This window comes from Nocardiopsis sp. iso_40 (assembly GCF_056173285.1).
In genome coordinates this window covers 3,760,188-3,785,566 of sequence record NZ_CM149666.1, presented here as the reverse complement: position 1 = coordinate 3,785,566, position 25,379 = coordinate 3,760,188, and the positions used below count along the sequence as shown (strand labels likewise).

Genomic DNA, 25,379 nt, shown 5'->3' with positions numbered 1-25,379 from the left:
GGGAGCGCGCTCAGAGCCAGTCGTGCTCGTGCGCGTAGCGGGCCGCCTCGTGGCGGGTCCGGGTCTGCGTCTTGTGCATCGCGCTGGAGAGGTAGTTGCGCACCGTGCCCTGTGCCAGGTGCAGCCGCCCGGAGATCTCCGCCGCCGAGTACCCCTCCCGGGTCCCCCGGAGGACGTCGAGCTCCCGCTCGGTGAGCGGGCAGTCGTCGATGACCGCGAGCGCGGACACGTCCGGGTCGATCCACCGCCTGCCCCCGGCCAGGGTCCGGATGACCGAGGTGATGTGCTCCGGCTCCGCCGACTTGCTGACGAAACCCTGCACCCCGAGCCTGAGCGCCCTGCGCAGCACCCCCGGGCGCGCGTGCCGGGTCAGCATCAGGACCACCTGGTCCGGCAGCTCGCGCCGGACGCGCGTGACGGCTTCGAGTCCGTCGACCCCGGGCATCTCCAGGTCGATGACGAGCACGTCGGGCCGGTGCCGCAGGGTGGCCGCCACGGCCGACGAGCCCTCCTCCGCCTCGGCGAGCACGGTGACGTCCCCCACCAGCGGCAGTAGCGCCGCCAGCGCCGAACGCAGCAGGGCCTCGTCGTCGGCCAGGACCACGGTGGTCATCGGTCGTCCTTCCACGTCGTCATGGTGCGGTGCCCGGTGCCGGGAACTCCGCCGAGGTGAGGAACCACCCCTGGGCGCGTTCCGCGGTCAGCTGCCCGCCCTGCTCGCCCACGCGCTCCCGCAGGGCCGAGAGCCCGCGCAGCCCGGTGAGCGGTTCGCGCCCGGCGCCGTCGTTGGTGACGGTGATGCCCCGCTCCGACAGGGTGACCCGCACCTGTGCGGCCTGGGCGTGCCGCAGGATGTTGGTCGTCGTCTCGCGCAGGACCTGGCCGAGCAGCTCGCCCACCCGTGGGTCGACCTCGCCCCGGCGGTCGACGGCCACCCAGATACCAGCGGCCTCGAAGAGGTTCCTGGCGTTCTCCAGCTCGGCGGACAGGTTCAGCCGCCGTTGCGCGTGGGCGAGCTCCCCGGTCCGCCCGATGGTGTCGCCGACCAGGTCGTACACCTCGGCCAGCTCCCGTTCCACCCGGTCCGGGTCGGCGCGCAGCAGCTTGCGGACCAGGGCGACCTTCAGCTTCACCACGTGCAGCGTGTGCCCCTGGACGTCGTGCAGGTCGCTTGCGAAACGCACCCGCTCGCGGGCCACGGCCAGTTCGGCCTCGCGCCGCCGGGACCGCTTCAGTTCCGCCACGAGGTCCGAGACCGCTCGGACCAGGGACACCAGTACGATCCCGGTCACGGCCACGGCGGCGGAGACGAGGAGCTGGTGCAGCAGGAGGTCGGCGGGGGACAGGTCCCGGAACAGGGCCGCGGCGGTGATCACCGCCGCGCCGAAGGCGGCCATGGCCAGGGCCGCGGCGCGTCGGCGGCGGGGGAGCCGCTGCACGACCAGGGTGCACACCACGGCGAGGCTGAAGGCGGCCGTGGAGGAACCGGTGACCACAACCCCCAGCAGCCACACCACGGCGGTGACCGCCAGGCCCGGCAGCAGCACCCCGAGGCCGGACCTGTCCGTCGACAGGTTCACGGTGAACAGGGCTGCGACCAGCCCCGAGGCCAGCAGCAGGGCCTCCCACCAGGTCTTGGCCTCGGTGACCACCAGCAGTGTGCCGACGGAGGACAGCGACCCGGACACCAGACCGACGTTGAGCACGCGCAGCTGCTCCGGCGTCGCCTCGTCCTGTTCGCGCACCATGAGTGACCTTCCGTCGATCGGGACCGAACCCAGTATTCACGCAGGCCCCCGGCGCCACCAGTGACGCCACGTCATGCCCGCACCCCCGTGAAAGTCACGGTGCGGACCTGACACGAGGACACTGCCGCCGGGGCACGCGAACGGCTGGGATGGGGGCATGCCAAACACACCGGTCATCGACGTCGAACGCCTGAACGTCAGGTACGGCGACTTCCACGCCGTCAGGGACCTGTCCTTCCAGGTCCGCGAAGGAGAGCTCTACGCCCTGCTGGGCACGAACGGGGCGGGCAAGACCTCCGCCCTGGAGACCGTCGAGGGCCACCGGCCCGCCTCGTCGGGCACCGTGCGGGTGTTCGGACGCAGCCCGCGCGAACACCGGGCCGTGCGCCCCCGGACGGGCGTCATGCTGCAGGAGAGCGGGTTCTCCCCGGACCTGACCGTCCAGGAGTCGGTCCGGCTGATCGGGGCGCTCACCCGGCGCACGGACGAGGTCCGGCGCGTGCTCGACCTCGTCGGCCTCACCCGCAAGGCCCGGACCAGGGTGGCCCAGCTCTCCGGCGGTGAGAAGCGGCGCCTGGACTTCGCCACCGCCGTGTACGGAACACCCGAACTGGTCTTCCTGGACGAGCCCACCACCGGCCTGGACATCAACTCCAGGGACGAGTTGTGGACCGCGGTGGACCGGATGCGCGAGGAGGGGACCACCGTCGTGCTCACCACGCACTACCTGGAGGAGGCCCAGCAGCGCGCCGACCGCATCGGGCTGATGCACCGCGGCAGCCTCCGCAGGGAGGGGACCGTCGCCGAACTCACACGGACCCTGCCGGCCGTGATCCGCTTCTCCCTGCCGCACACCGCCCCGGAACTGCCGCTGCCGGTCGTGCGCGAGGGCGACGGGTCGTTCCTCGTCGAGACACCCGGCCTGCAGAAGGACCTGCACACCCTGCTCGACTGGGCGCGGGACAACGCGGTGGAGCTGCGCGGGCTCGAAGCCGGACCGACCCGGCTGGACGACGTCTTCCGTGCCCTCGACACCGCCGATGCCTGAGCCCGCACTTCCAGTAAGCCCGCACCCGCACCCGCACCCGCACCGAAGGATTCCCGCCATGCTTCCGATCGCTCGGAGCGAGCTGATCCAGATCTTCCGCAACCGCCTGGTCCTGGTCACCATGCTCGTCCTGCCCGCGGCGTTCAGCGCCTTCTACATCTACCTGTACGACCTCGTTCCGGCCCTGGACCTGGGGGCGACCGCCGCGATCCTGGTGTTCCTCGTGGTGGCCCTGGGGCTCTACAGCACCACGGTGACCACGCTCGCCTCCCGCCGGCAGAACCTCTTCCTCAAGCGGCTGCGCTCCACCGCGGCGGGCGACGGCGAGATCATCTCCGGGCTGCTGCTTCCGGTCACCGTCATCACGCTGGTCCAGACCGCCGTGGTCCTGGGCGCGCTGACCGTGTTCGCCGAGGCTCCTGCCCACCCCTTCCTGCTGGCCGCGGCCGTGTTCTCGGTGGTGGCCATGATGGTCGGTCTGGGGCTGGCCACGGCCGGGGTGACGAACTCGCCCGACCACGCCCAGGTGACCACGCTGCCCGTGCTCGTGGGCACCCTTGCCGTCTCCGGCTGGGTGGGGTTCACCGGGACCGGGGAACTCACCCTGCTCAAGCGGCTGCTGCCCGGCGGCTCGGCCAGCGAGCTGGTCGTCAACGCCTGGAACGGGGGTACGGCGGCCGTTGACTCGCTGTGGCTCCTGGCGCCCACACTGGCCTGGGTCGTCGTGGCCCTCGCGCTGGCCGCCCGGTTCTTCCGCTGGGAACCGCGTGCCTGACCGCCCGCTCGCGGGTCCTGGGGCGCGCCGCCGGCCGCCGCGGACGGAAGGGGCACGGCGGCGCTGGCGGGGCAGGGCTCAGACCGGCAGCCAGTCGATCCGGCCGATCAGGTACACCGCCCCCACGAACGCCACGACGTCGATCACCGTGTGCGCCACCACCAGCGGCATCACCCGGCCGTAGCGCAGGTAGAACCAGCCGAACACCAGCCCCATGACCAGGTTGCCGAAAAACATCCCGACCCCCTGGTACAGGTGGTAGAAGGCGCGCAGCACCGAACTGGCCAGCACCGCCCTCCAGGGCGACCAGCCCGCCTGCCCCAGCCGGTGCAGCAGGTAGCCGACGACGATCACCTCCTCCAGGATCCCGTTCTTCAGCGCCTGGAGCAGCAGGACCGGTGTGTCCCACCAGTTGCCGTCCAACGTGCTCGGCACGATGGTGCGGGTCAGCCCGAGCTGCCAGGAGACCAGGTACACGACCAGGCCGCCGGCGCCGACCAGCGCGGCCAGGGCGGCCCCGCTCCACGCGTCGAAACCGGGCCTGCGCAGGTCGAAGCCGATCGTGCGCGCGGACTCCCCGCTCCGGTGCAGCAGGTACACCACCAGCGCGACCGGGGCGAGCGCGAAGACCACCGCGTACAGCTGGAAGGACAGGTCGAGCCAGGGACGGTCCTCGGCGCGGGACCGGATGAGGCTGGCGGTCTGGTCGGCCATCGACTCTGGTGCGGTGAGTACGCCGAGGAAGGAGATCGTCGCCGACACCGCGGCGGCGCCCAGGGAGAGTGCGAGCACGCACAGCACCTCCCAGCGCAGCATGGAGCGGCCGGGGAGGGGATTCGGGACTGAGGCCGTCGCGCGCGTGCCCTCGGAGGGGGAGGGTTCCGATCCGCGCGGGTTCCGGTGGGTTCTGTCGCTCACCCGTCGAATCTACGCGCTGGCGGCAAGGGGGGCGGCCGGTGCGATGACGTGTGGTCACCGCACCGGCCGCCCCGGGTTCGCGGACTAGTTGTCCTCGCCGCCGCCGAGGGCGTCGTCGACGCCTTCCTCGACGCCGTCCCGGACACCCTGCTCCAGGTCGTCGATGCCGTTCTCGATCTCCTCCTCGACGCCGTCCCTGACTTCCTGTTCGAGGTCGTCGGTGCCCTCACAGGCGGCGACGCCGAACACGGCGACCGCGGCGATCGCGCCCGAGGCCACTACGCGGCGGGTCGTGGCGAGGGTCGCCCTGCTGATGTCTTCGAGTTTCACGTCAGCTCCGTGTGGTCGGCGGGTGTACGCCCCGGGTCAGTCGGCTGGAGAGCCCCCGTGCCCCGCGACGACGGCCGGAGAGGCCTGGCGCGAGACGGGCTTGACTGTTTCGTTACCCGTTGCTGGAGACACCGTATACGCGCGTCGCACCGACATGGACGGGGAGGCCGGGAACCGGAGGAAAAGCACACGGAAAAGCCGCCGGCCATGCGCGTGTGACACGGATCGCGCATGGCCGACGGCTAGGGGGGCGAGGTCGTCCCGCCCCGCCCCAGCCACGAAAGCGGGGAGGGACGACCTCTGGGGAACGAAGACCAGGGTCAGTGAGCCGCTGAGAACTGGTCTTCTTCGGTGGAGCCGGTGAGGGCGGTGGTGCTGCCCTCGGGGGAGATGGTCGTGCTGATCGCGTCGAAGTAGCCGGTGCCGACCTCGCGCTGGTGGCGGGTGGCGGTGTAGCCGTCGGCCTCGGACGCGAACTCGGCCTCCTGGAGCTCGACGTAGGACGTCATGCCGTTCTTGGCGTAGCCCTTGGCCAGGTCGAACATCGAGTGGTTGAGCGAGTGGAAGCCGGCCAGGGTGATGAACTGGAACTTGTAGCCCATGTGGCCCAGCTCGCGCTGGAACTTCGCGATGGTCGCGTCGTCGAGGTGACGCTTCCAGTTGAAGGACGGCGAGCAGTTGTAGGCCAGCATCTGGTCCGGGTACTCGGCCTTGATGCGCTCGGCGAAGCTGCGGGCGACCTCCAGGTCCGGGGTCGCGGTCTCCATCCAGAGCAGGTCGGAGTGCGGGGCGTAGGCCAGGCCGCGGGCGACGCAGGCGTCGACACCGTTGCGGAAGCGGTAGAAGCCCTCGGCGGTGCGCTCACCGGTGGTGAAGGCCTGGTCGCGCTCGTCGATGTCGCTGGTGATCAGGGTCGCGGCCTGGGCGTCGGTCCGCGCGATGACCAGGGAGGGGACACCGGCGACGTCCGCGGCGAGGCGGGCGGCGTTCAGGGTCTTGACGTGCTGGCTGGTCGGGATGAGGACCTTGCCGCCCAGGTGACCGCACTTCTTCTCGGAGGCGAGCTGGTCCTCCCAGTGGACGCCCGCGGCGCCCGAGGCGATCATGCCCTTCATGAGCTCGTAGGCGTTCAGGACGCCACCGAAGCCGGCCTCGGCGTCGGCCACGATCGGGGCCAGCCACTCGGGGGCGGTGTCGTCACCCTCGGACCAGGTGATCTGGTCGGCGCGCATGAGCGCGTTGTTGATGCGGCGGACGACGGCCGGAACCGAGTTGGCCGGGTAGAGGCTCTGGTCCGGGTAGGTGCTGCCGGAGAGGTTGGCGTCGGCAGCGACCTGCCACCCGGAGAGGTAGATGGCCTTCAGACCGGCGCGGACCTGCTGGACCGCCTGGTTACCGGTCAGCGCGCCGAGGCTGTTGACGTAGTCCTCGGTGTGGAGCAGGTCCCACAGACGCTCGGCGCCCCGGCGGGCCAGAGTGTGCTCCTCGGTGACCGAACCGCGCAGCTTGACGACGTCGTCAGCGGAGTAGGTGCGCTCGATACCGGCCCACCGCGGGTTGGTCTCCCAGTCGCGCTGGAGTTCGGCGCTGGCTTCCTGACGTCGAGCGCTGGTGCTCATGTTCGTTCCCGCCTTACGTGTAGTCCCCAAGGTGTTCGCACCGGTCGAGGGAGGCCTTCCAGGGTCAGGGGGTGATCCCTGAGCGGTAAGTTCCCCGCCGGTAACTATGATTCTTAGCGAAGATCCAAGAGTTTTCCACTCAAAATCGTGTGAAGATCGTCGATTCTTTCCGTAAGATGAAGCCATGGCGTACTTTGGTGCTGAAGAAATACCGTCTTTGACAGGTGACCTGGATCTCGTCACCTTTGGTCAGAGGCTCCGACACCTGCGCAAGACGCGCGGGATGACCCTGTCTGACCTGGGTGAACGCGTGGGGCGGGCGCCCTCGCAGCTCTCGCTGCTGGAGAACGGAAAACGTGAACCCAAGCTCTCCTTGCTCACGTCCCTTGCCTCCGCCCTCGGGGTGTCGATCGAGGAACTTCTGTCGAAGCAGCCCCCGAGCCGTCGCGCGCAGCTGGAGATCTCGGTCGAGGAGGCCCAGCGGGACCCCCTCTACCAGGGCCTCAACCTCCCGCACCTGAAGGTGGGCAAGCGGGTCCCCAACGACGTCCTCGAACACATCGTGGGGCTCTACGACGAGCTCAAGCGGCGCCACGCCAAGCCCACCGCCACCCCGGAGGAGGCCCGCCGGGCCAACGCCGACCTGCGGCGGCAGATGCGCGAGCGCGGCAACTACTTCGAGAACATCGAGACCGCGGCCGCCGAGACCCTGGCCGCGGTCAACTACACCGCCGGCCCCCTCTCCCAGGGGCAGATCCTCTCGATCGCCACCCACCACGGGTTCTCCCTGAAGTACGTACAGGACCTCCCCCGTTCGGTGCGCTCCCTGACCGACCACATCAACCGGCGCATCTACCTCAAGCGCGAGACCACGCTGGGCATGCACAGCCCGCGCACGATCCTGCTCCAGACCCTGGGCCACGTGATCCTCGGCCACGACCGGCCCCGCGACTTCGGCGACTTCCTGCGCCAGCGGGTGGAGGCCAACTACTTCGCGGCGGCCGTCCTCATCCCCGAGAGCACCGCCGTCACCTACCTCCAGGAGGCCAAGAAGGCCCGCGACCTGTCCGTGGAGGACCTGCGCGACGTCTACTCCGTCTCCTACGAGATGGCCGCGCACCGGTTCACCAACCTGGCCCACCGCCACCTGGACCTGGTCTGCCACTTCATCCGCAACGACGAGACCGGCATCATCTACAAGGCCTACGAGAACGACGGGCTGGTCTTCCCCACCGACGACACCGGCGCCATCGAGGGCCAGCGGATGTGCCGCCAGTGGTCGGGGCGCCAGGTCTTCCAGTCGCCGGACCGGTACTCGATCTACTACCAGTACACGGACAAGCCCAACGGGACCCACTGGTGCGTGGCGCACGTCGACCCCAGCCGGGAGCGCAACTTCGCCATCACCCTGGGTGTGCCCTACAAGGAGTCCCGCTGGTTCCGGGGGCGCGAGACCACCAACCGCACCAAGTCCAACTGCCCCAACGGGGAGTGCTGCGTGCGCCCGCCCGCGGAGCTGGCCACCCGCTGGGAGGGCAACGTGTGGCCCTCGGCCCGCGCCCACTCCCACGTGTTGTCGGCCCTGCCCTCCGGGACCTTCCCCGGCGTGGACGAACACGACGTCTACACGTTCCTGGACAACCACAGCCAGGACGGGTACGGCCAGGACTGAGCCGGCGGGCACCGCCCTGCCCCGGCGGGAACGGCGCGCCCGCCGGGGCAGGGAGGTTCAGCCCCGCAGTTCCCTGAGCGCCCGCGGGGTCAGGTCGGACAGTGACGGGTAGCCGTCCACCGCCATCAGCAGATCGGCCTCGGCCAGCATCGACCGCAGCACGTGCACCGCCCCGTCCGCGCCGCCCAGCGCCAAGCCGTACACGTAGGGACGCCCCACGGCGACCGCGGTGGCCCCCAGCGCCAGCGCCTTGACCGCGTCCGAGCCCGACCGCACCCCGGAGTCGAAGACGACCGGCAGGTCCGTGGCGGCGACCACGTCCGGCAGGCACTCCAGTGCCGGGATACCCCCGTTGGCCTGCCTGCCCCCGTGGTTGGACACGTAGACGCCGTCCACGCCCCCGTCCTCGGCCCGACGCGCGTCATCGGGGTGGCAGATGCCCTTGACGAACAGCGGAAGATCCGTCAGCGACCGCAACCACGGAAGGTCGTCCCAGGTCAGAGGGTTGCCGAAGATGCCGGTCCAGTGCGCGACCACCTCCTCGGGGGAGGCGTCCGCCCCCACCCGCTCGCGGAAGACCGGATCGGAGGTGTAGTTGGCCAGGCAGTGCCCGCGCAGCTGCGGGAAGTTCGCGGTGGCCAGGTCGCGCGGACGCCACCCGGTGATCCAGGTGTCCAGGGTGACGACGATCCCCCGGAACCCGGCCGCCTCGGCGCGCGAGACCAGGCTCGCCGCCAGTTCCCGGTCGGTGGGCGTGTACAGCTGGAAGAACCCGGGTGTGTCCCCGAACCGCGACGCCACCTCCTCCATCGGGTCCTGCGACAGGGTGGAGGCGATCATCGGGACCCCGGTCCTGGCCGCCGCCTCGGCCGTGGCCAGATCGCCGTGCCCGTCCTGTGCGCACAGCCCCACCACCCCCACCGGAGCCATCATCAGCGGCGAGGGCAGCCGGACGCCGCACAGGTCCACGGAGGTGTCGCGTTCGGCCGCCCCCACGAACATCCGCGGGTACAGGCCCCAGCGCCGGAAGGCCGCGGCGTTGGCCTCCTGGGTGTGCTCGTCGCCCGCGCCTCCGGCCACGTAGGACCACACCCACGACGGCAGTGTCCGGGCCGCCCGCTGCTCCAGCTCGGCGAAGGTCATCGGGTGGGAGGGAACGACGCCGGTGAGGCCGTTCAGGTAGATCTCCAGCTGGTAGTCGCCGTAGCGCGGTGCCATGAACGCCTCCGGGGAAGGGGGTGGGGATGTGAGCGGCATCATCCGAGCGGAGGTGCTCGCCTGTCAACATCCGCGGGGGCCCGGCGCCGGGACGAGCGCCCCCGGGGTCTCGCAGCAGCGTCGAACCATGTGCCGGTCCCGTGTCCGCCGAGACGTCGATGCCCCCTTCCAACGTGAAACCCAAAACTGTTACCGTTGGTAACACGCATAGGCCGCCCCTCCGTCCCCGGAGGGTTCGACAAAGGATGTAAGCGCATGAGTGAGGCCACCGCACCCGCCTTCAGCCTGGAACTGAGCGAGGACGTCCGCGACGTCCGGGACTGGGCCCACGGGTTCGCCGCCGATGTCATCCGCCCCGCCGGGGCCGAGTGGGACGAGCGCGAGGAGACCCCCTGGCCGATCATCCAGGAGGCCGCCAAGATCGGGCTGTACTCGCTCGACTTCTTCGCCAACCAGTGGCTGGAGCCGAGCGGTCTCGGTATCCCCGTCGCCTTCGAGGAGCTCTACTGGGGCGACCCGGGCATCGCCCTGTCCATCACCGGTACCGGACTGGCCGCCGTCTCGGTCGCCTCCAACGGCACCCAGGAACAGCTCTTCGAGTGGGTGCCGCAGATGTTCGGCACCGCCGACGACGTCAAGCTCGGCGCGTTCTGTTCCTCCGAGCCCAACGCCGGCTCCGACGTCTCCGCGATCAGGACCCGCGCCGTCTACGACCAGGCCAAGGACGAGTGGGTCCTCAACGGCGTCAAGACCTGGGCCACCAACGGCGGCATCGCCGACGTCCACGTCGTGGTCGCCTCGGTGGAACCCGAGTTCGGCTCCCGCGGACAGGCCTCGTTCATCGTCCCGCCGAACACCCCGGGGCTGTCCCAGGGACAGAAGTTCGCCAAACACGGCATCCGCGCCTCGCACACCGCCGAGGTCGTCCTGGACGACGTCCGAATCCCCGGCTCCTGCCTGCTGGGCGGCAAGGACAAACTCGATGAACGCCTCGCCCGCGCCCGCGAGGGCAAACGCTCCAAGGGCCAGGCCGCCATGAAGACCTTCGAGGCCTCCCGGCCGAGCGTCGGCGTCATGGCCGTGGGCACCGCCCGGGCCGCCTACGAGTACGCCCGTGACTACTCCACCCAGCGCGAGCAGTTCGGCAAACCCATCGGCGACAACCAGGGCGTGGCCTTCCTGCTCGCCGACATGGCCACCCGCATCGACGCCGCCCGCCTGCTCGTGTGGCGCGCCGCCTGGATGGCCCGCAACGGCAAGGACTTCGCCAACGCCGAGGGCTCCATGAGCAAACTGTTCGCCTCCGAGACCGCCACCTTCGTCACCCAGAACGCCCTGCGCATCCTCGGCGGCAACGGCTACACCCGCGAGTACCCCGTCGAGCGCTGGCACCGCGACGCCACCATCTTCACCATCTTCGAGGGCGCCAGCGAAATCCAGAAACTCATCATCGGCCGCCAGATCACGGGTCTGCCGATCCGGTGACGTCGGCGCGGTTCGGGGCGTACCTTTCGTGAGCGTCTTCCGGGGCGTGCCGCACCGGCTGGCACGGACACGGAGAGGACTCGGGAACGGTGGAGGGTCGGACACGATGCGTGTGCCCGGCCCTCGTTCCCTGCGTTGACGGGGCCTGTCGGCCGTTCCTGGAATCAGTGTTGTGCTGAGGACCGGGAGGGCCTGTCGTGCGGACACGGATGACGTCTCGGAACAGGACCGCGGGTATGGTCGCTTTTCGTCTGCCGGGAGGGCAATGATCGTCGATCTCGTCGAGGAGTGGAAGGACGAGGAGGTCCGTCGCATCCTCGGTAACGCCCTGCGGGTTCCCTGGTCGGCCCGGGGTGACTGGCCGACCCTGGAGCGGGCCGTTCTCGGTGCCGGTCCCCTGCACGAGGTCGTCCACGTCGTGGGATGGGGCGGTCTGACGAAGAACGGCCCCGAGGCGGCGGCGGGGATCTCCCACCTGCGGGACGCGGTGCTGCGTGCCCGGGAACCGGCGGTCTTCACCCTGAACGACTCGGCGGAGACCCTCGACGTGACCATCGCCCTCCACGACGTGTCCTCAGCACGCGGGCTCCGATGCCTGCTGAAGCGGGAGCTGGGTTTCCCGGACATGTACGGGCACAACTGGGACGCGTTCTGGGACGCGATCACCGGACTGGTGCAGCTGCCGGGGGCCATCCGCCTCACGGGCTGGCCGCATCTGGTGCGAACGCTCCCTGACGACGCGGAGACCCTGCGGGAGTCGCTGGAGAGGTACGCGGCCGAGTCCTCCCTGAGTCCCCCTCTCCACCTGGTGTTCGAGGACTGACAGGGAGGCTGTGCGGTGGCTTCTCCGCCGGGTCCGGGCCACGGACCGGCGGCCGCCGGTCCGTGGCCCGTCAGCGGATTCGCCGTCCCGTTTCGGAGAGGCCGCCGCGCGTGACCGGTGCCTGCGCGTGCGGCGACCACCGCCTAACCTCGGACGGATGACCGTACCTTCGGGTCTTGCACGGCCCCGTGCGGCCGAAGCTCTGGGCGCCCTCCTCGACCGCTCGGTGGCCCAGATCGCCGAGGCGGCGGCGGAGACCTACGACCGGCCCGCCATCCAGCGGACCGCGGACGTGTGGGACAACAACACCCTGCCGCTGTTCCGGGCGGCGGTGGCCCCCACCGCCCGGGCACGCGAACGGCGGGCCCGGGCCGCGCTGGCCTGGATGGCGGACTTCGGACCGGACCGGCGGAGATGGATGGCGGACCGGGCCCGGGAGAGCGGGTACACCCTGGACGGCCTACTGCACCCGCAACCGTCGCCGCGCAGGCCGCGCCGCATGCGGCAGCGCCGACCGTCGGCTGCGGAGACGCCCGGCGGCACCCTGGCACCCGAGGCCTGGACGACCGCCCGACTGCTCGTCGCGGCCATGCTGCGGATGCGGTCGCGACCCGCGGACACGGCTGACCGGGACCTGGTGCGCGCGCTCTGCTCCGCCCTGGCCGGGGCCGGTACGGCCGTCCTCGCCGCTGGGGCGCGGCGCGGCCACCGCTCGCGTGAGAGGGCCTTCCGTGCGCTCACCGAGGAGTGGGTCCGACAGGGCGGCCCGGCGTCCGGTCCCTGGTTCTCCCGGACCCTCACCCGTCTGGGCCGTCCCGAACTGGCCCCGTCCTGAACGCCCGCACCGCAGAACCGGTCGGGGCGGTCGAAACCACCCGCCCCGTTCCGACTACCCTGTGAGCCATGACACCAGGCAACGGCGCCCCCACCCTCACCATCCCGGCGGCCTTCAACGGCCCCGACGGCTCCGGCAACGGAGGCTACAGCGCAGGCCTGCTCGCCGGCCTGCTGACCGCCCCGGGCGGTCCGGCCGTCCAGGTCACCCTGCGCACCCCGCCTCCGCTGGACCGGACGCTGACGGTGGAGGGCACCCCCGAGGAGGGGCTCCGGCTGGTCGACCCCACCGCCCGGGACAAGGCGCGCCTGGTCGCCGAAGCCGTCCGCGCCGCCCCCTTCGACGAGGCCGCCGTCCCCGGCGGCCCGGTCACCGTCGACGAGGCCGCCCGGGCCCGGAAGCGCTACGCGGGCCTGACCGACCACCCCTTCCCGCGCTGCTACAGCTGCGGCCCCGCACGCACAGAGGGCGAGGGCCTGCGCCTGTTCGCGGGTTCGGTCCGACCGGGCCGGGGGCCCGACGGGGTCGGCAACACCGTCGCCTGCACGTGGGACGTCCTGGAAGCCGTGGACGGCGGCGACGGCAGGGCCGCACCCGCCCAGGTCTGGGCGGCGCTCGACTGCCCCGGCGGCTGGTCCAGCGACGTCTCCGGCCGCCCCATCGTCCTGGGCCGGATGAGCGCGCAGGTCCTGGACCTGCCCGTGGTCGGCTCCACCGCGGTCGTCATGGGCCACCTGGAATCCGTCGACGGCCGCAAGGTGCACACCGGCAGCGCCCTCTACGACGAGACGGGCCGCCTGCTCGCCCAGGCCCGCGCGACCTGGATCGCGCTCCGCTCCTGAGCCCGCAACCGCCGCACCTGACCCTCCGCTACGGTGAACCCTTGTGGCCTTCGAAAACACGCAGCAGACCGTGCCAGCCGACAACGGCGCCTCCGGCAAGCCCTCCGACGAAGCCCCGGCGCCCCGGCAGGGACGGAGCGGGCGCGGCCGCGACCCCCAACGGCGGCGGGCCATCCTGGACGCCGCCGACCGGGTGATCCAACGCGACGGCCCCGACGCCTCCATGCTGGCCATCGCCACCGAGGCGGGCATCAGCAAACCCATCCTCTACCGGCACTTCGGCGACAAGGGCGGCCTCTACCGCGCGCTGGCCCGACGCCACGTGGACCCGCTCATCGAGGCGATCCGCTCCGAGCTGTACCAGCACACCGACTTCGACGTGCGCGCCCGGGCCACGGTCGGCGCGTACCTGTCGATGATCTCGCAGAACCTCAACCTCTACCGGTTCCTCATGGACCGGGCCACCTCAGAGGACGTGCGCACCCGCAGCGACCTGGGGCTCATGGTGCGCCGTCTGGGCGAGGAGCTCGCCGACCTGCTGCTGACCGAACGCCGCATCCAGGGGCGCCTGCGCTCCCAGATCGCCGCGCACGCCGTCGTGGGCATGGTCCAGGCGGCGGGGGAGTGGTGGCTCGAACACCCGGAGGTGAGCGAGTCCGAGATCATCGACGACCTCACCGAGGCCGTCGTCGGCGCCATCCGCGGCAGCGGGACCTGACCGGGGCCGCCCGGCCGGAACCGGCGCGGGCCGCACCGGTCCGGCGAAGAGCGGACCCCGGGGCTTGACCTGGAGTGCACTCCAGGTCGCATGCTTGCCGGATGAGTGACTACTTCACACCCGGAGAGGTCGCCGAGCGTTTCGGCCTCACACTGGACACCCTGCGCTACTACGAGAAGGCGGGCCTGCTCCGGCAGGTGGACCGCGCGCCCAGCGGACACCGCCGCTACCGCACCGACGACGTCGAACTGCTCCACCTGGTCCGGTGCCTGCGGGACACCGACATGCCCATCGCGCGGCTGCGGGACTTCGCCGAACTCGTCCGCGACGGCGACCACACCATTCCCGACCGCCTGGAGGTGCTGCAGAGCCATCAGTACCACCTCGACGCGCGCATCGCCGAGCTGCGCGAGAGGCAGCACACCATTCAGCACAAGATCGACTACTACCTCGGTGTGCTCGCCGAGAAACCCGCTCCCGCCGAGCGGCCCCTGACCTCGCCGGACTCCGGGTCCGTCCCGGAAACGGCCTCCGCGGGGGAGGGCAGCTGATGCGTTACACCACCGTCAACGGCCGCACCGTCAGCGCCCTGTGCCTGGGCGCGATGAAGTTCGGCAGCACGACCGACGCCGCCACCTCCGCGGCCCTGCTCGACCGCTTCGTCGAGGCGGGCGGCACCTTCGTGGACACAGCCGACTGCTACCAGTTCTGGGTGGAGGGCGGCCAGGGGCACGAGAGCGAGACCTTCCTCGGCCGCTGGCGGCGCGAGCGCGGCGTCACCGACGAGGTCGTCATCGCCACCAAGGTCGGCGCCCAGCCCACCGTCCCCGGAGCGGGACTGGAGGCGCAGGAGGGGCTTTCGGCCGAGGTGGTGGCGACGGCCGCCGAACGCAGCCGCGAACGGCTGGGCGTGGACGCCCTGGACCTGCTGTACGCCCACCGGGAGGACCCGGGGACACCCGTCGAGGAGACCGTCGGGGCCTTCGCCCAGCTCGTCGCCGAGGGGACCGTCCGGGAACTCGGCATCAGCAACCACCGCACCTGGCGGCTGGAGCGGGCCCGCGCCACCGCCCAGGCCAGGGGCTGGCCGCGGCCGCGGGTGCTCCAGTACCGCTACAGCTACCTCCAGCCCCGTCACGACGCACCCCTGGAGTCCACGGGCCACAGGCACCTGACCCCCGAACTCCTGGACTTCGTCCGCGCCGAGGGGACCCAGGGCCGCGAGTACGCCCTGGTCGCCTACACACCCCTGCTGAACGGGGCCTACACCCGGCCCGACCGGCCACTGGAGTACGCCTACGACCACCCGGGCACCACCGCGCGCCTGGCCGCCCTGGACGGGGTGGCCGAGGAGAGCGGCGCCACCCGCAACCAGGTCGTCCTCGCCTGGTTGATGGACCACGAGCCGCAGATCATCCCGCTGGTCGGGGTCAGCACCACGGCCCAGCTCGACGAGGCGCTGGAAGCCACCGACCTCACCCTCACCGCCGAACAGCACGCCCGGCTCACCGCCGCGCACTGACCGGCCTGCTCCCCGGGGCCCCGCCCGCTCCCGGGGCCCTGCCCGCGCTCCGGCCCGCCAGCGGTCTAGTCCCCGGGATCTGAGCCCCGTGGTCCCCTCCCCGTGGTCCCGCACCGACCTGCGGTACCCCTTTCTTCTCAAAGCTCGCAAACAACCGCATAACTCCGCTTTCACGGTTTCTTGACGCTTCCGGCGGATACCTTCCCTAGGAAGGCGCGCGGCCAGAAGGGGCCGCGCGCGCCGCAGGTCCGCGAACCAGTGAGAGTGGCCGCGTGCACCGCGGATCCGTCAATCGTGGGAGGGGCACTTGCCCGAGAGCACATCGTTGGAAGCGGACCCCGGTGCCCACCACCAGATCCACTTCGCCTGGGCAGAACCCACCCTGCTCGGCCGCGTCGGTCCCGGACCGGCGGCGACCTCCCTCCCGCAACAGGACCAGCCGGTCCTGCGCTCCTGGCGCGACCGGCTGGTCCCCGCACTCACCGCGGACTACCGCGCCGCTCTGCCCGGCACCGAACCGGCCGCCTACCCAGAGACCCTCTGGGCCCGCCACTACCCGGACGGCCAGAGCGCCCTCGTCTACCGCTGGCCCGGCGACGTCCGCGAAGCCCACGCCTGGGCGATCGTGGGCCCCACCCGGGGGTTGACCTTCTCCCGGATCCTGGCCATGCACGAGAACCCCAACACGCGCCCCGCCGCGCGCAGACCCCCGACACCCGGCTGGGCCACCATGCCGGCTCTACCCGTCCCCGAACCCTGGGAACGCACCGCGGCCCCCGGCGCCCTGCGCACCCGCGACCGCCGCGCCGCCGAGACCCGGATCGACGACGAACCGATCCTCGTCGGAGCGCTCGCCCGCGCCCTCGAACACCCGGACCGGCCCATCCACATCACCCTGGACCCCGACCGCGCCGACCTGTGGCAGGCCGTCCAGATGCGTTTCCTCTGGGGCCTGCACCGGACCCTGCACGAGGTCCTCACCCCGAGCGCCGCCCTCCCCGCCGCGGGATGGCACTGGTCCTTCTCCACCTACGACCCCGTCCTCGGCACCGGGGACGGACCCCACCTGGCCTTCGGACCGCCCGCCGCGAACCCGGCCCCGGGATCCCCCTTCCTGTCGCCGACCCCGCTCGACCAGCTCAAGGTCGCCGACGGACTGGTCACCGTCCTGCGGGAGGAGGGCGGAGACGCGCTCGCCGAACACCTGCACTCCCGGGGCGTGCCGCGGGCCGCCACCTTCGCCGACCGCCGGGAACTGCTCCGCGACTGGTTCGACCCCAGGCCCCGGCCCACGGCGGCCCCCCGTGTCGAGGCACCCCCACCGGTGGAGGACCTGCCCGGGCTCCCGGAGGACCCGACCGCTCTTCTGCGGGAACGGGCACCGGGGCCGGACACCGGGAACGGACCGGAACCCGAGGGCGGGGCCGAGGACGCGGGCTTCGAGGACGGGGCCGGGAGTGCCCTGGCGGAGGCACCCGACCCCTTCGCCGAGGACCAGCCCCAGGACACCTCCGCCCAGGAGGCCTGGAGCGAACCGGCCGGCGGCTTCCGGGGCGCGGGCGCGCGCACCTTCCTGGGTGTGGCCAGGCGCAGCCCCCGGCAGGCGTGCGACGAGGAGCCCCCGGAACCCGGCAGGGCGGAATCCGGTGCCGCCACCGCAGGGACCCCGCCGTCCCCCCGGTCCGGCACGACCCCCGAAACCCCGCCCACCCGTGACATTCCCGAGCCTTCGCAGACCCACGACCCCCGCCCACCCGGAGACCCCGAGTCCCCGGCCCTCCTGCCGCAGACCCGCACCCCCGCCGACGCCCCGCCCCTCCCCGTCCTGGAAACCGCGGAGGAGGAGCCCTCCGACTACGCGGCCGAGACCGAGCCCGACGTCGGGGAAGCAGCCGAGGACCCTGACGACAACTGGCCCACCCAGTACGTCGACCTCCCCCTCTCCCGCCTGGAGCGGTGGCACGCCAAACGCGGCCCCGCGGGCGCCCACGAGGACGTCGTCGACGCCCGGGCGGCCGTGCGAGCCGAACGGGCCGAACTCCAACGGGTCCGCGCCGAACGCGACCACTACCACGCCGAGGTCCAGGAACTACGCAGGGAGATCGCTCGCTTGGACCAGTCCTGGATCGAAGCCGAATCCGCCTCCGCCACCCCCGGGCGCCGCTGGCCCCTGGTCCTCCTCGCCCTGGCCCTGCTCGTCGTGGCCTTCGCCGCGGGGCTGGAGGTCGGCGCCCGCAGCGGTCAGGGCGTTCTCGAACTCCTGGCCGGTCTGACCCGCCCCCTCACCTCTTCCGGGTAAGCGCCGCTGTGCTCCGCCCCGGCCGTGTCCCCGCACGGGCACGACCGGGGACACGGTGGTCCCCGGCCCGGGCGCTGTGACCCCCGACCCACCGGGGCGCCCGCCTCCGCCACGACGGGCGGCAGCCACCGAAAACGCCCTAACCTGGTGCCATGACCGATTCTTCGCCGGCCCCCACCGCGGTCCCGCGGCCGTTGTGGGACACCGTCCGCGGCCTCGCCCTGCCCGAGCAGCACCTGAAGGACCTGAGCTCCTTCCCGGACGAGGCGGGCGAGATCCTCCTCGACGCGGTGGACGCGCTCCGCGAGCGGAACCCCGGCGCCGCGCGGACCCTGGCCGAGGCCCTGCGCGAACACGCGCCCCACAGCGGACACCGCCAGTTCGCGACCAACCAGCTCGCCGGGATGCTGCGCGCCGAAGGCCGGGACGCGGAGGCCGACCAGCTCCTGGAAGAGCTGACGGGCCCCGGGCTGGACCGGGGCGTGGCCCTCCTCCTCGCCGAGGACCTCGCCGCCCGGGGCGAGCACGACAGGGCCCTGCACTGCTACAACGTCGTCTGCCGGGGCATCCTCGCCCAGCCCCCGGAGACCGTTGCCGAGCTCAACCGGCTCGGTCTGATGCCCCTGCTGGGCCGCGCCCGGATGCGTGAACTGCTCGGTATGGCCCCGGACGCCCACGACCTGGCGACCCGCTCCACCGACGCCTACCTGCCCCCGGTGGAGAACCTCGCCGACCTGAGCGGCGACGCCCCCGGCGGCAACGCCCCCGGCGGCAACGCCCCCGAGCGGCCCCGGCCCGCCGACTCCGCCGCCCGGCCCGGGCCCGGCCAGCGCTCCACCCCGCCGACCCCCGGACGCAACGAACCGTGCTCCTGCGGTTCGGGTCGCAAGTACAAGAAGTGCTGCGGCTCCCCACTGGCGCGCTGAACCGCACCGGCACGCCTCAGGCCCCGGACCGCGGCCGGACGGTCACGGGTTCGACGAACCGGGAACCCGTTCGGCGGTTCGGGAGTCACAACCTCCGTCGGTGCGCACCCGGCGCACCGGGAGAAGAGGTGACGGTTCGTGTTCGGAATCCTGCGGCCCTGTCGGCACAGCCTGCCCGAGGACCTGGCTCGGGAGTGGATGTCCCACATGTGCGGGCTGTGCCTGGCACTGCGTGACGAGCACGGCCAGGCCTCCAGGGTCGCCACCAACTACGACGGCCTCCTGCTGTCGGTCCTGACCGCGGCCCAGTCCGAGGAGCACGCCGGTACCCGCACGGCTGGCCGCTGCCCTCTGCGCGGCATGCGCGGGGCCCGGGTCGCCGACGGTTCCGGCGCGCACCTGGCCGCCGCGGTGTCACTGATGCTCGCCTCCGCCAAGATCAGCGACCACATCGAGGACGGGGACGGCCCCTACGCCCGCCCCGGTGTGCGCACCGTCGCCGGACGGGTGGCCGACCGGTGGCGCAGCGGTGCACAGGCGTCCGGGAACAGGCTCGGTTTCGGGGGCGGCGCGCTGGTCTCCGTGGTCGACCGGCAGCGGGAGGCCGAGCTCTCCGCCAGGGAGGGCACGGACGTGCTCACCGTGACCCGGCCGACCGAGGAGGCCACCGGCGAGGCCTTCGCGCACACCGCGGTTCTGGCCGGGGTCCCCGCCAACGTCGAACCCCTGCGCGAGGCGGGCCGCCTCTTCGGCCGTGTGGCGCACCTGTTGGACGCCGTCGAGGACCGGGAGGAGGACCTGGCCAACGGCGCCTGGAACCCGCTCACCGCCACCGCCACCCCGACCGGTCGGGCCCGGGAGCTCTGCGAGGACGCCGTCCTCGGTGTCGAGCTGGCCCTGCGGGAGACCGAGTTCGGTGACGACCGCCTGGTCCGGGTGCTCCTGGAACGGGAACTGCGGCGCGCCGTCGCCCGCACCTTCGCGCACGCCGGACACCCCGGCCCGCAGTACGGCCCGGGTCCCGGCGGGGGACGTCACCAACCGCCCCACCACGGTTCGTCGCCCCCCGGACACCGGGGCGCCGGCGGTCACGGCGGACAGCACGGACCCGGCGGCGGCCACGGCGGGGACCACGGTTCCGGCCGGGGCCGGAGCAAGGGGGGATGCTGCACCGCCTGCGCGTGCGACACCCCAGCCCAGCAGGAACCGCCCCGGAAACGGGGATTCCTGACGGGTTGCGCCACCGCACTGTTCATGTGCTGCACCTGTCAGTTCTGCTGCCGCGACCCCCATCCCGGGCCCTGGTCCGGCCAGCCCCGGGACTCCTGGTGCGGTGTCTGTGAATGCTGCAGCTGCTGCAACTGCTGTGAGGTCTGCAGCTGCTGCGCCTGACCTGGCTCTCCGGGGCGCTGCCTACCGGGGACCCTCAGCGGTCGCAGCTCCGGCACCGGCGGGTGGCAGCCCGTTTGGTGTTGCCCCCGGTGGCCCGGAGCGGGGAACTCATGCTGATCCGCTGCCACAGCTTCGGGTCCGGGTAGTTGATCCAGCCCCAGTGCGGGGCCCTGACGTTCGCGTCGGCCTGGTGCGAGCAGCCGAGCCGGTGGGCCACGCCCCGCAGGGAGATGATGATCGCGTCACCGGAAGGGGACAGCCTCGTGGTGGAGAACGGGGTGCCCGTCCCACAGTTACCGATGTAGTCGCGGGGCAGCGCACAGGCGCAGCCCTCGCCGATGGGGAGTTCACAGAAATCGCAGCGCTTCATTCTCTTACTCTGCACCTACAGAGTGACGATTGTGCAACTTTTGGTGTTCAACGCGCCACGAATTCAAAGAACCCGACCGCGCGGCCCCGCCCACCGCACCTCCGTACGCTGCGGAAGGACGAGCCGACACCGGCCGTGAACCCCGGGTTCGGGGCAGGTTGGGTCTGCTGACCGGATCCTCCTCCACCGGGGTGAGCAGTGCGGCGTGCACCAACCTCACCCTGTCGCGGTCACGGCCGGTCGCCACCCGGTAGGCCACCGTTACCCTCGACCGGCCGATCCTGGTGAGCACCCCGGTGTACTGGTAGCGCCCGAACCGGAAACTCACCCGCTGGCCCACGTGCATTCCCCTGATCACCTCGCGCGACCGCGCCACCAGGGCACGGTGTTCCTCCCGGCGCCGTCGTACCTCCGCTGCCATTGCCTGACCGCACTCCTCCGCCAGGGCGTCCCGTGCCGCGCGTTGGGCGATCTGGCGTTCGCACTCCTCGGCCAACCAGGGGAACCGCAGCCCGATCGCCTCGCAGGCGGCCCGGTGCCGCGCCCCGCTCTGGTCAAGGTCGTAGTCGGTGCACTCGTGGCGCAGATAGTTGACGACCAGCCGTGGCGGCGGGACCGCGGTGCTGTCCGTGCCACGGTCCAGATCCAACTGCCTGGCGTGTTCCCGGGCGAGACGCTCCAGCCGGTCGGGGTTCGGATCGAAGGGGAAGAACGTGGTGATCATCGCGGCTCCCGGAGGGGTGGAACGGATGCCCTCCCATCATGAACCGCATCCGCGATCCCCGCTCAGAGCCTGTGGACAACCGGGCCGCTCCTCCACAGCCCCGACCCTTACGCCCGGTGTCCCCCGACCGCGGCCCGGGTCCTCGTCCCGTCGTTCCGCGTACGTTCGACGAGGTGTCGGTCAGGTGGTGCGGTCAGGGGTGGTCCCGGTCCGGAGATCCTCCAGGAGGAGGTCCGCGACCCTCTCCTCGTGGACGGCGGCCCCCTTCGCGATGATGGTGGCGGCCAGATCCGGGTCCCACGGTGCGGGGGTGACCCGTCCGGGCGCCGGGGTTTCACGGACCCGGGAGTGTGCCGCCAGGTAGTCGCCGGTCCCCATGCGCCAGGGGAGGACACCGGCCACGGCCATGAGGTGGGCGGTGATACGCAGTCCCTCCCCGTCGAAGCCCCCGTGGTAGCGCAGTTCGGCCTCGTCCTCGGAGAGCCTCCGCAACAGGGTGATCGCCGCACTGTTCGGCCAACCCGAGACACAGACCAGGGGAGGGCAGCGCGTGCCCAGGGCGCGTTGGGCGTGCGCGAGGATCGACGGGTTCTCCACCACGAACACCACGGGGCAGGGCTGCGACAGCGCCTCCCCCAGTCCGATCGACTCCAGGTGGCGCAGGGCAGCCTCCACCTCCGGCCCCTCCGTGGGCTCGGCGAAGCCCGTCCCCGGCAGCCGCTCGTGGACCTGATCCAGCAGCAGCGCCGTCTCCAACCGCTCGTTGGCGTCGTTGAACACGTGCAGGACCGCGAAGTACAGGTCGCGCCGGCTACCGGAGGTGAAGTCGAAGATCCGCGCCGGAAGCCGCTCGAACCGTTCCTCAAAACTGAGCATGGGTCGCCCCTGCCCGGTCGCACGCCCCGAACGGTCCTGGGTGCACTGGTTCCCGGCGTACTCGGGCCCCGGGCCCGCAGCACGCATCCCGTGCGCGGTCCGGTCCCGGGAGGCCGGTTCCCTCACGACCCGGCCACGGGGGTGTGGCCACAAGTGCACGGGAGGCTCCGGGCCATCGCACCGGTGGCAAGGGGGCCCGAACACCGACACCACACCAGGTGCCCCGGATCGCACACCCACAGCAACCGGATCGGCGTGACACCAGCACAACCACCATCACGCCAGCACCCACCCATACGCACTCATGCACACTTGCGCACACTCAACCAAGAACAGCTCGCAACCCCTGTACCCCAATCCCTCCAGCACATCGTCGAACCCTTCACTTCAAGCTACCGGGAAGCGGGACACAGCAGGAGGACTCGGCCGCAGAAGCGGCCGAAAGCGTCACGCGAACCGCGCCCAACCCCGGCAGTGGAGCGTGTGCGCGTCATAGAGGCCCTCTGGGAATCGGACCGGCTCCGGGTCCGGGCGATCGATTCCGACCTACCCGCCGCCACCTCTTCCCGGAAGCGGACCCGCACCCACCCCTACGCGCTGGGTCCGGAAGGTCTGGCAGAGTCACTGGACCTGCCGGTGCTGTGGCTGCACGGCGGGACCTCCCGCAGGAAGCGCGAGGAACTGGTCGACCGGTTCCAGAACAGCGACCAGCCCGCGCTGTTCCTGCTCTCCCTCAAGGCGGCGGGCACCGGACTCGACCTCACCGCCGCCGACCAGGTCGTCCACTTCGACCGCTGGTGGAACCCGGCCGTGGGGGACCAGGCCACCGACCGGGCCTTCCGCATCGGTCAGAACACCGCTCGCCCGGCCCCGCCCCTTCGACCCGCTCTCCCACTGGGAGGGCGCCCCCCCCGGCCGTGACCTCCCTCCTGGCCCCGATGTACGCCGCACTCAGCCGAGACGCAGACCCGCAAGGCTGTGGCCCCGCCCGGGGGAGTGAGACCTCACCTGCTCCGGCCCCGACCGGGTCAGCTCCGACTGCGAGCCTTGTGCGCCGCGCGGCGCGCCGCCTTCGCCGCCTTCTTGTCCTGGTGCAGACGACCCAGCGCCTCCAGTACGGCGACCGTCGACGGATGGTCGACCTTCCACAGATCCTCGGCCCCCTCCACCAGGGTCCGCTCGACGGGCCCAGCGCCCTCCGCGGCGGCCAGGCCGAGCAGGTGGGCGAAGCTCTCCTCACCGAGCTCCAGCGGCCCCGACATCCGGTCGATCGTCAACCAGGGACCGTACTCGGTGTGCAGGTCCTCGCGTTCCTCCTCCGTGAGCCCGGGGGCGGAGAGCAGAGCGCCGGCCGCGAGACCGCGGACCCCGGGGCGGTCGGAACCCAGCAGAGCGCGCAGCTCCGGGAGTGCGGCCTCTCCCGCCGAGCCCAGGACCTCGGAGGCCAGGGCCCGACGGACGGCGTCGGCGGCGGTGAGTTCCGAAGCGGCCCCGACGACCTGCCGCACCGCCTCCGACAGGCTGCGTTCGGCCAGCCACGGCGCGATCTCGGCCGAGTAGAGTTCCGGGGGCAGCGCGCCCAGCGCGTCGAGGAACTCGGCCGCGTCGGTACCGGCCATCTCCCCGCTGAGCGGTGCCGGAACGCCTGAACGCAGCAGCATCTGCCGCAGCCCGTAGCGGCCCAACGGGGTGAGCACCACCGAGCAGTCGATGGCCGCAGTGACCCGGTCCGCTCCGGGGGCCGTGCCGAACAGGGACTGGTCCAGAACCGCATCGCGGACCCCGGCGGGGGTGGCGTCGACCAGTCGCAGGCCGCCGCTCGGCGCGATCCGGAGCATCGCCCGGTACAGCGGCGGGAGCGTGGCGCCGCCCGACAGGCCGCTGTAATCGGTGGAGAGGCTCTCCGGGTCTCCGACACCTGTGAAGCCCTCGACGTCCGCGAGCTCCTGTTCGATACCCGCGTCCATCAGGTCCGCCACTTCGGCGAGGTCGGTCTCGAACTCGTCGGGAGCCTCATAGAGCGTGCGCAGGACCACGAAGACCAGTTCGAGGTCGCTGTACGCGCCGAAGGGGGAGTCCCCGTCCTCGGCGGACCCCTCGACGTCGGCCTCGAACAGTTCCGTCCACCACTCCAGAACCCTGTCCGGGGCCGGGCCCTCCCCGAGGAGTTCGGGGCAGGTGTGCGCGTCCGTGGCCCCGATCTCGATCAGCCCCAGGTCCACGGCATCGCGCCACAGGACCACGAACTCCGGGAGCTCCCTGGCGGCACGCAGCCGCTGCACCCGCCCAGCCCGCTCCCGGGCCTGCGCCTCGGAGGAGTGCGGCCACAGGTCGAGCTCCTCGACCGCGGCGCGCACGTCGTCCGGTCGGGGAGCCCCCGTCCTGGTCAGCTTCCTGCCGGGTGAGACCCACCGCGCCAGCGCCAGCAGCTCGCGCAGGGGAGAGGTCTCCACGGCCACGGCGGCCAGCTCCTCCTCGGGAGGCAACGACACCGGCCGTACCGGGGACAGGTCCTCGTCCGCCAGCACGCCGCCTTCCTCCAGGGCCGTCCCGTCGAACACCTCCCGCAGTTCCTGCTGGATCTCCGCCAGGTCCAGCTCGTCGGGTTCGAGCGATTCCACCCACATGCGCTGTTCCTCGGCTTCACCGTGGAACCCGTCCCCGAGCTCCTCGGGGTGCTCGCGCAGACGGCGCAGGATCTCGAACCCGTACACCCCGCCGCAGTCCTCCGGCGGCCCACCGCCGTGACCGTCCAGCACCCGCGGATAGAGCGTGTCCGGCTCTGCCTTCCCGGTCGCCTCCACGACGATCAGGTGCCGCCAGTCGTCCCCGAAGTCGTAGGTGTAGACACCCTTGGACCCTTTGCGGCTCAGAACGTCGCCGACCCTGGCCTCGAACTCGTCCAGGTCGCCGGTGTCGAACCCCGCCCCGCCCTCCTCGCAGTAGCGCCGCCTGCCGAACTCGAAAGCGTGTGGGTGCGCGTGCTCCCAGCCCATCGCGACCTGGATGACCAGGTGCAACTGGCTCAGCCTGAGATCGGCGGGTACCTCCACCAGCCGCCACACCTGCGGCTCGGTCCTCTCCAACACGATCCGAAGCCGGTACACCCGGTTCTCGAGAGTTTTCTCCGCCATCGCTGTTCCCCACTGTCCGAACCCTGTGTACGGGTACCACTCCTACCGCTTCGCGGGCCGTCTCGCAGTGGTTCGGCCGACCAGGGGCGCCAGCGAGTGGCGTCC

The 25,379-nt window shown here is 71.8% G+C and carries 23 protein-coding genes and 1 pseudogene; 14 read left to right on the top strand and 10 right to left on the bottom strand.

Annotated elements, in window-relative coordinates:
- Positions 1-10 precede the first annotated feature (10 nt).
- Together AC0VYD_RS16580 and AC0VYD_RS16575 are read right to left on the bottom strand one after the other, a co-directional pair.
- Positions 11-613 (bottom strand): response regulator, encoded by a 603-nt coding sequence (locus AC0VYD_RS16580; protein WP_475476430.1) that lies wholly within the window; start codon positions 611-613, stop codon positions 11-13.
- A gap of 19 nt (positions 614-632) precedes the next feature.
- Positions 633-1,748, bottom strand: a complete 1,116-nt coding sequence (locus AC0VYD_RS16575; protein ID WP_475476429.1) for a sensor histidine kinase — start codon at positions 1,746-1,748, stop codon at positions 633-635.
- Between the two features lie 157 nt (positions 1,749-1,905).
- On the opposite strand from AC0VYD_RS16575, the gene AC0VYD_RS16570 reads away from it, so the two are divergent.
- Both AC0VYD_RS16570 and AC0VYD_RS16565 read left to right on the top strand, forming a co-directional pair.
- Positions 1,906-2,796 carry an ABC transporter ATP-binding protein gene (locus AC0VYD_RS16570; RefSeq protein WP_475476428.1) on the top strand — a complete coding sequence of 297 codons (891 nt, stop codon included), beginning with the start codon at positions 1,906-1,908 and terminating at the stop codon, positions 2,794-2,796.
- A gap of 58 nt (positions 2,797-2,854) precedes the next feature.
- Positions 2,855-3,571, top strand: a complete 717-nt coding sequence (locus tag AC0VYD_RS16565) for an ABC transporter permease (RefSeq protein ID WP_475476427.1) — start codon at positions 2,855-2,857, stop codon at positions 3,569-3,571.
- Positions 3,572-3,649: 78 nt separating this feature from the next.
- Here the strand turns inward: AC0VYD_RS16565 and AC0VYD_RS16560 are convergent, their stop codons facing one another.
- From AC0VYD_RS16560 to aceA, 3 genes are all read right to left on the bottom strand, one after another.
- A complete protein-coding gene (locus tag AC0VYD_RS16560; RefSeq protein ID WP_475476426.1) occupies positions 3,650-4,489 on the bottom strand; it encodes a CPBP family intramembrane glutamic endopeptidase in 840 nt (279 codons plus the stop codon).
- 84 nt (positions 4,490-4,573) lie between these two features.
- Positions 4,574-4,819: a hypothetical protein gene (locus tag AC0VYD_RS16555; protein WP_475476425.1), complete on the bottom strand. Its 246-nt coding sequence runs from the start codon at positions 4,817-4,819 to the stop codon at positions 4,574-4,576.
- A gap of 320 nt (positions 4,820-5,139) precedes the next feature.
- Positions 5,140-6,438, bottom strand: coding sequence for an isocitrate lyase (gene aceA / locus AC0VYD_RS16550; protein ID WP_191271940.1), 1,299 nt, complete (start codon positions 6,436-6,438; stop codon positions 5,140-5,142).
- Positions 6,439-6,655: 217 nt separating this feature from the next.
- Between aceA and AC0VYD_RS16545 the strand changes: the two genes are divergently transcribed.
- Complete coding sequence (locus tag AC0VYD_RS16545) at positions 6,656-8,110, top strand: helix-turn-helix domain-containing protein (RefSeq protein WP_475476424.1); 1,455 nt, start codon at positions 6,656-6,658, stop codon at positions 8,108-8,110.
- 57 nt (positions 8,111-8,167) lie between these two features.
- Here the strand turns inward: AC0VYD_RS16545 and AC0VYD_RS16540 are convergent, their stop codons facing one another.
- On the bottom strand, positions 8,168-9,328 hold the full coding sequence (locus AC0VYD_RS16540) for an alpha-hydroxy-acid oxidizing protein (protein ID WP_475476423.1): 1,161 nt from the start codon (positions 9,326-9,328) through the stop codon (positions 8,168-8,170).
- Between the two features lie 255 nt (positions 9,329-9,583).
- On the opposite strand from AC0VYD_RS16540, the gene AC0VYD_RS16535 reads away from it, so the two are divergent.
- The 10 genes from AC0VYD_RS16535 to AC0VYD_RS16490 all read left to right on the top strand — a co-directional run bounded on the left by AC0VYD_RS16535 (position 9,584) and on the right by AC0VYD_RS16490 (position 20,170).
- Positions 9,584-10,813, top strand: a complete 1,230-nt coding sequence (locus tag AC0VYD_RS16535) for an acyl-CoA dehydrogenase family protein (protein ID WP_475476422.1) — start codon at positions 9,584-9,586, stop codon at positions 10,811-10,813.
- 265 nt (positions 10,814-11,078) lie between these two features.
- Positions 11,079-11,636: a barstar family protein gene (locus AC0VYD_RS16530; protein ID WP_475476421.1), complete on the top strand. Its 558-nt coding sequence runs from the start codon at positions 11,079-11,081 to the stop codon at positions 11,634-11,636.
- 157 nt (positions 11,637-11,793) lie between these two features.
- Positions 11,794-12,471 (top strand): hypothetical protein, encoded by a 678-nt coding sequence (locus AC0VYD_RS16525; protein WP_475476420.1) that lies wholly within the window; start codon positions 11,794-11,796, stop codon positions 12,469-12,471.
- Between the two features lie 68 nt (positions 12,472-12,539).
- The gene (locus AC0VYD_RS16520) at positions 12,540-13,313 is read left to right on the top strand and encodes a hypothetical protein (protein ID WP_475476419.1); all 774 of its coding nucleotides are present in this window, start codon (positions 12,540-12,542) and stop codon (positions 13,311-13,313) included.
- 43 nt (positions 13,314-13,356) lie between these two features.
- On the top strand, positions 13,357-14,031 hold the full coding sequence (locus AC0VYD_RS16515) for a TetR/AcrR family transcriptional regulator (protein ID WP_475476418.1): 675 nt from the start codon (positions 13,357-13,359) through the stop codon (positions 14,029-14,031).
- Positions 14,032-14,132: 101 nt separating this feature from the next.
- Positions 14,133-14,582 carry a MerR family transcriptional regulator gene (locus AC0VYD_RS16510; RefSeq protein WP_475476417.1) on the top strand — a complete coding sequence of 150 codons (450 nt, stop codon included), beginning with the start codon at positions 14,133-14,135 and terminating at the stop codon, positions 14,580-14,582.
- Complete coding sequence (locus AC0VYD_RS16505; RefSeq protein WP_475476416.1) at positions 14,582-15,553, top strand: aldo/keto reductase; 972 nt, start codon at positions 14,582-14,584, stop codon at positions 15,551-15,553. The genes AC0VYD_RS16510 and AC0VYD_RS16505 overlap by 1 nt, the downstream gene beginning before the upstream one ends.
- Positions 15,554-15,860: 307 nt before the next feature.
- On the top strand, positions 15,861-17,852 hold the full coding sequence (locus AC0VYD_RS16500) for a hypothetical protein (RefSeq protein ID WP_475476415.1): 1,992 nt from the start codon (positions 15,861-15,863) through the stop codon (positions 17,850-17,852).
- A gap of 152 nt (positions 17,853-18,004) precedes the next feature.
- Positions 18,005-18,778 (top strand): SEC-C metal-binding domain-containing protein, encoded by a 774-nt coding sequence (locus tag AC0VYD_RS16495; RefSeq protein WP_475476414.1) that lies wholly within the window; start codon positions 18,005-18,007, stop codon positions 18,776-18,778.
- A 138-nt stretch (positions 18,779-18,916) separates the two neighbouring features.
- Positions 18,917-20,170: a DUF5685 family protein gene (locus tag AC0VYD_RS16490; protein ID WP_475476413.1), complete on the top strand. Its 1,254-nt coding sequence runs from the start codon at positions 18,917-18,919 to the stop codon at positions 20,168-20,170.
- Positions 20,171-20,204: 34 nt separating this feature from the next.
- On the opposite strand, the gene AC0VYD_RS16485 is transcribed toward AC0VYD_RS16490, so the two are convergent.
- The 3 genes from AC0VYD_RS16485 to AC0VYD_RS16475 all read right to left on the bottom strand — a co-directional run bounded on the left by AC0VYD_RS16485 (position 20,205) and on the right by AC0VYD_RS16475 (position 22,140).
- On the bottom strand, positions 20,205-20,540 hold the full coding sequence (locus AC0VYD_RS16485) for a hypothetical protein (protein ID WP_475476412.1): 336 nt from the start codon (positions 20,538-20,540) through the stop codon (positions 20,205-20,207).
- A 4-nt stretch (positions 20,541-20,544) separates the two neighbouring features.
- Positions 20,545-21,264, bottom strand: a complete 720-nt coding sequence (locus tag AC0VYD_RS16480) for a hypothetical protein (protein WP_475476411.1) — start codon at positions 21,262-21,264, stop codon at positions 20,545-20,547.
- 180 nt (positions 21,265-21,444) lie between these two features.
- The gene (locus AC0VYD_RS16475; protein ID WP_475476410.1) at positions 21,445-22,140 is read right to left on the bottom strand and encodes a DUF2397 family protein; all 696 of its coding nucleotides are present in this window, start codon (positions 22,138-22,140) and stop codon (positions 21,445-21,447) included.
- A 612-nt stretch (positions 22,141-22,752) separates the two neighbouring features.
- Between AC0VYD_RS16475 and AC0VYD_RS16470 the strand changes: the two are divergent.
- Positions 22,753-22,992: pseudogene (locus tag AC0VYD_RS16470) on the top strand (C-terminal helicase domain-containing protein); the annotation flags it as partial.
- 176 nt (positions 22,993-23,168) lie between these two features.
- Here AC0VYD_RS16470 and AC0VYD_RS16465 read toward each other — a convergent pair.
- Positions 23,169-25,274: a plasmid pRiA4b ORF-3 family protein gene (locus AC0VYD_RS16465; protein WP_475476409.1), complete on the bottom strand. Its 2,106-nt coding sequence runs from the start codon at positions 25,272-25,274 to the stop codon at positions 23,169-23,171.
- Positions 25,275-25,379: the final 105 nt, after the last annotated feature.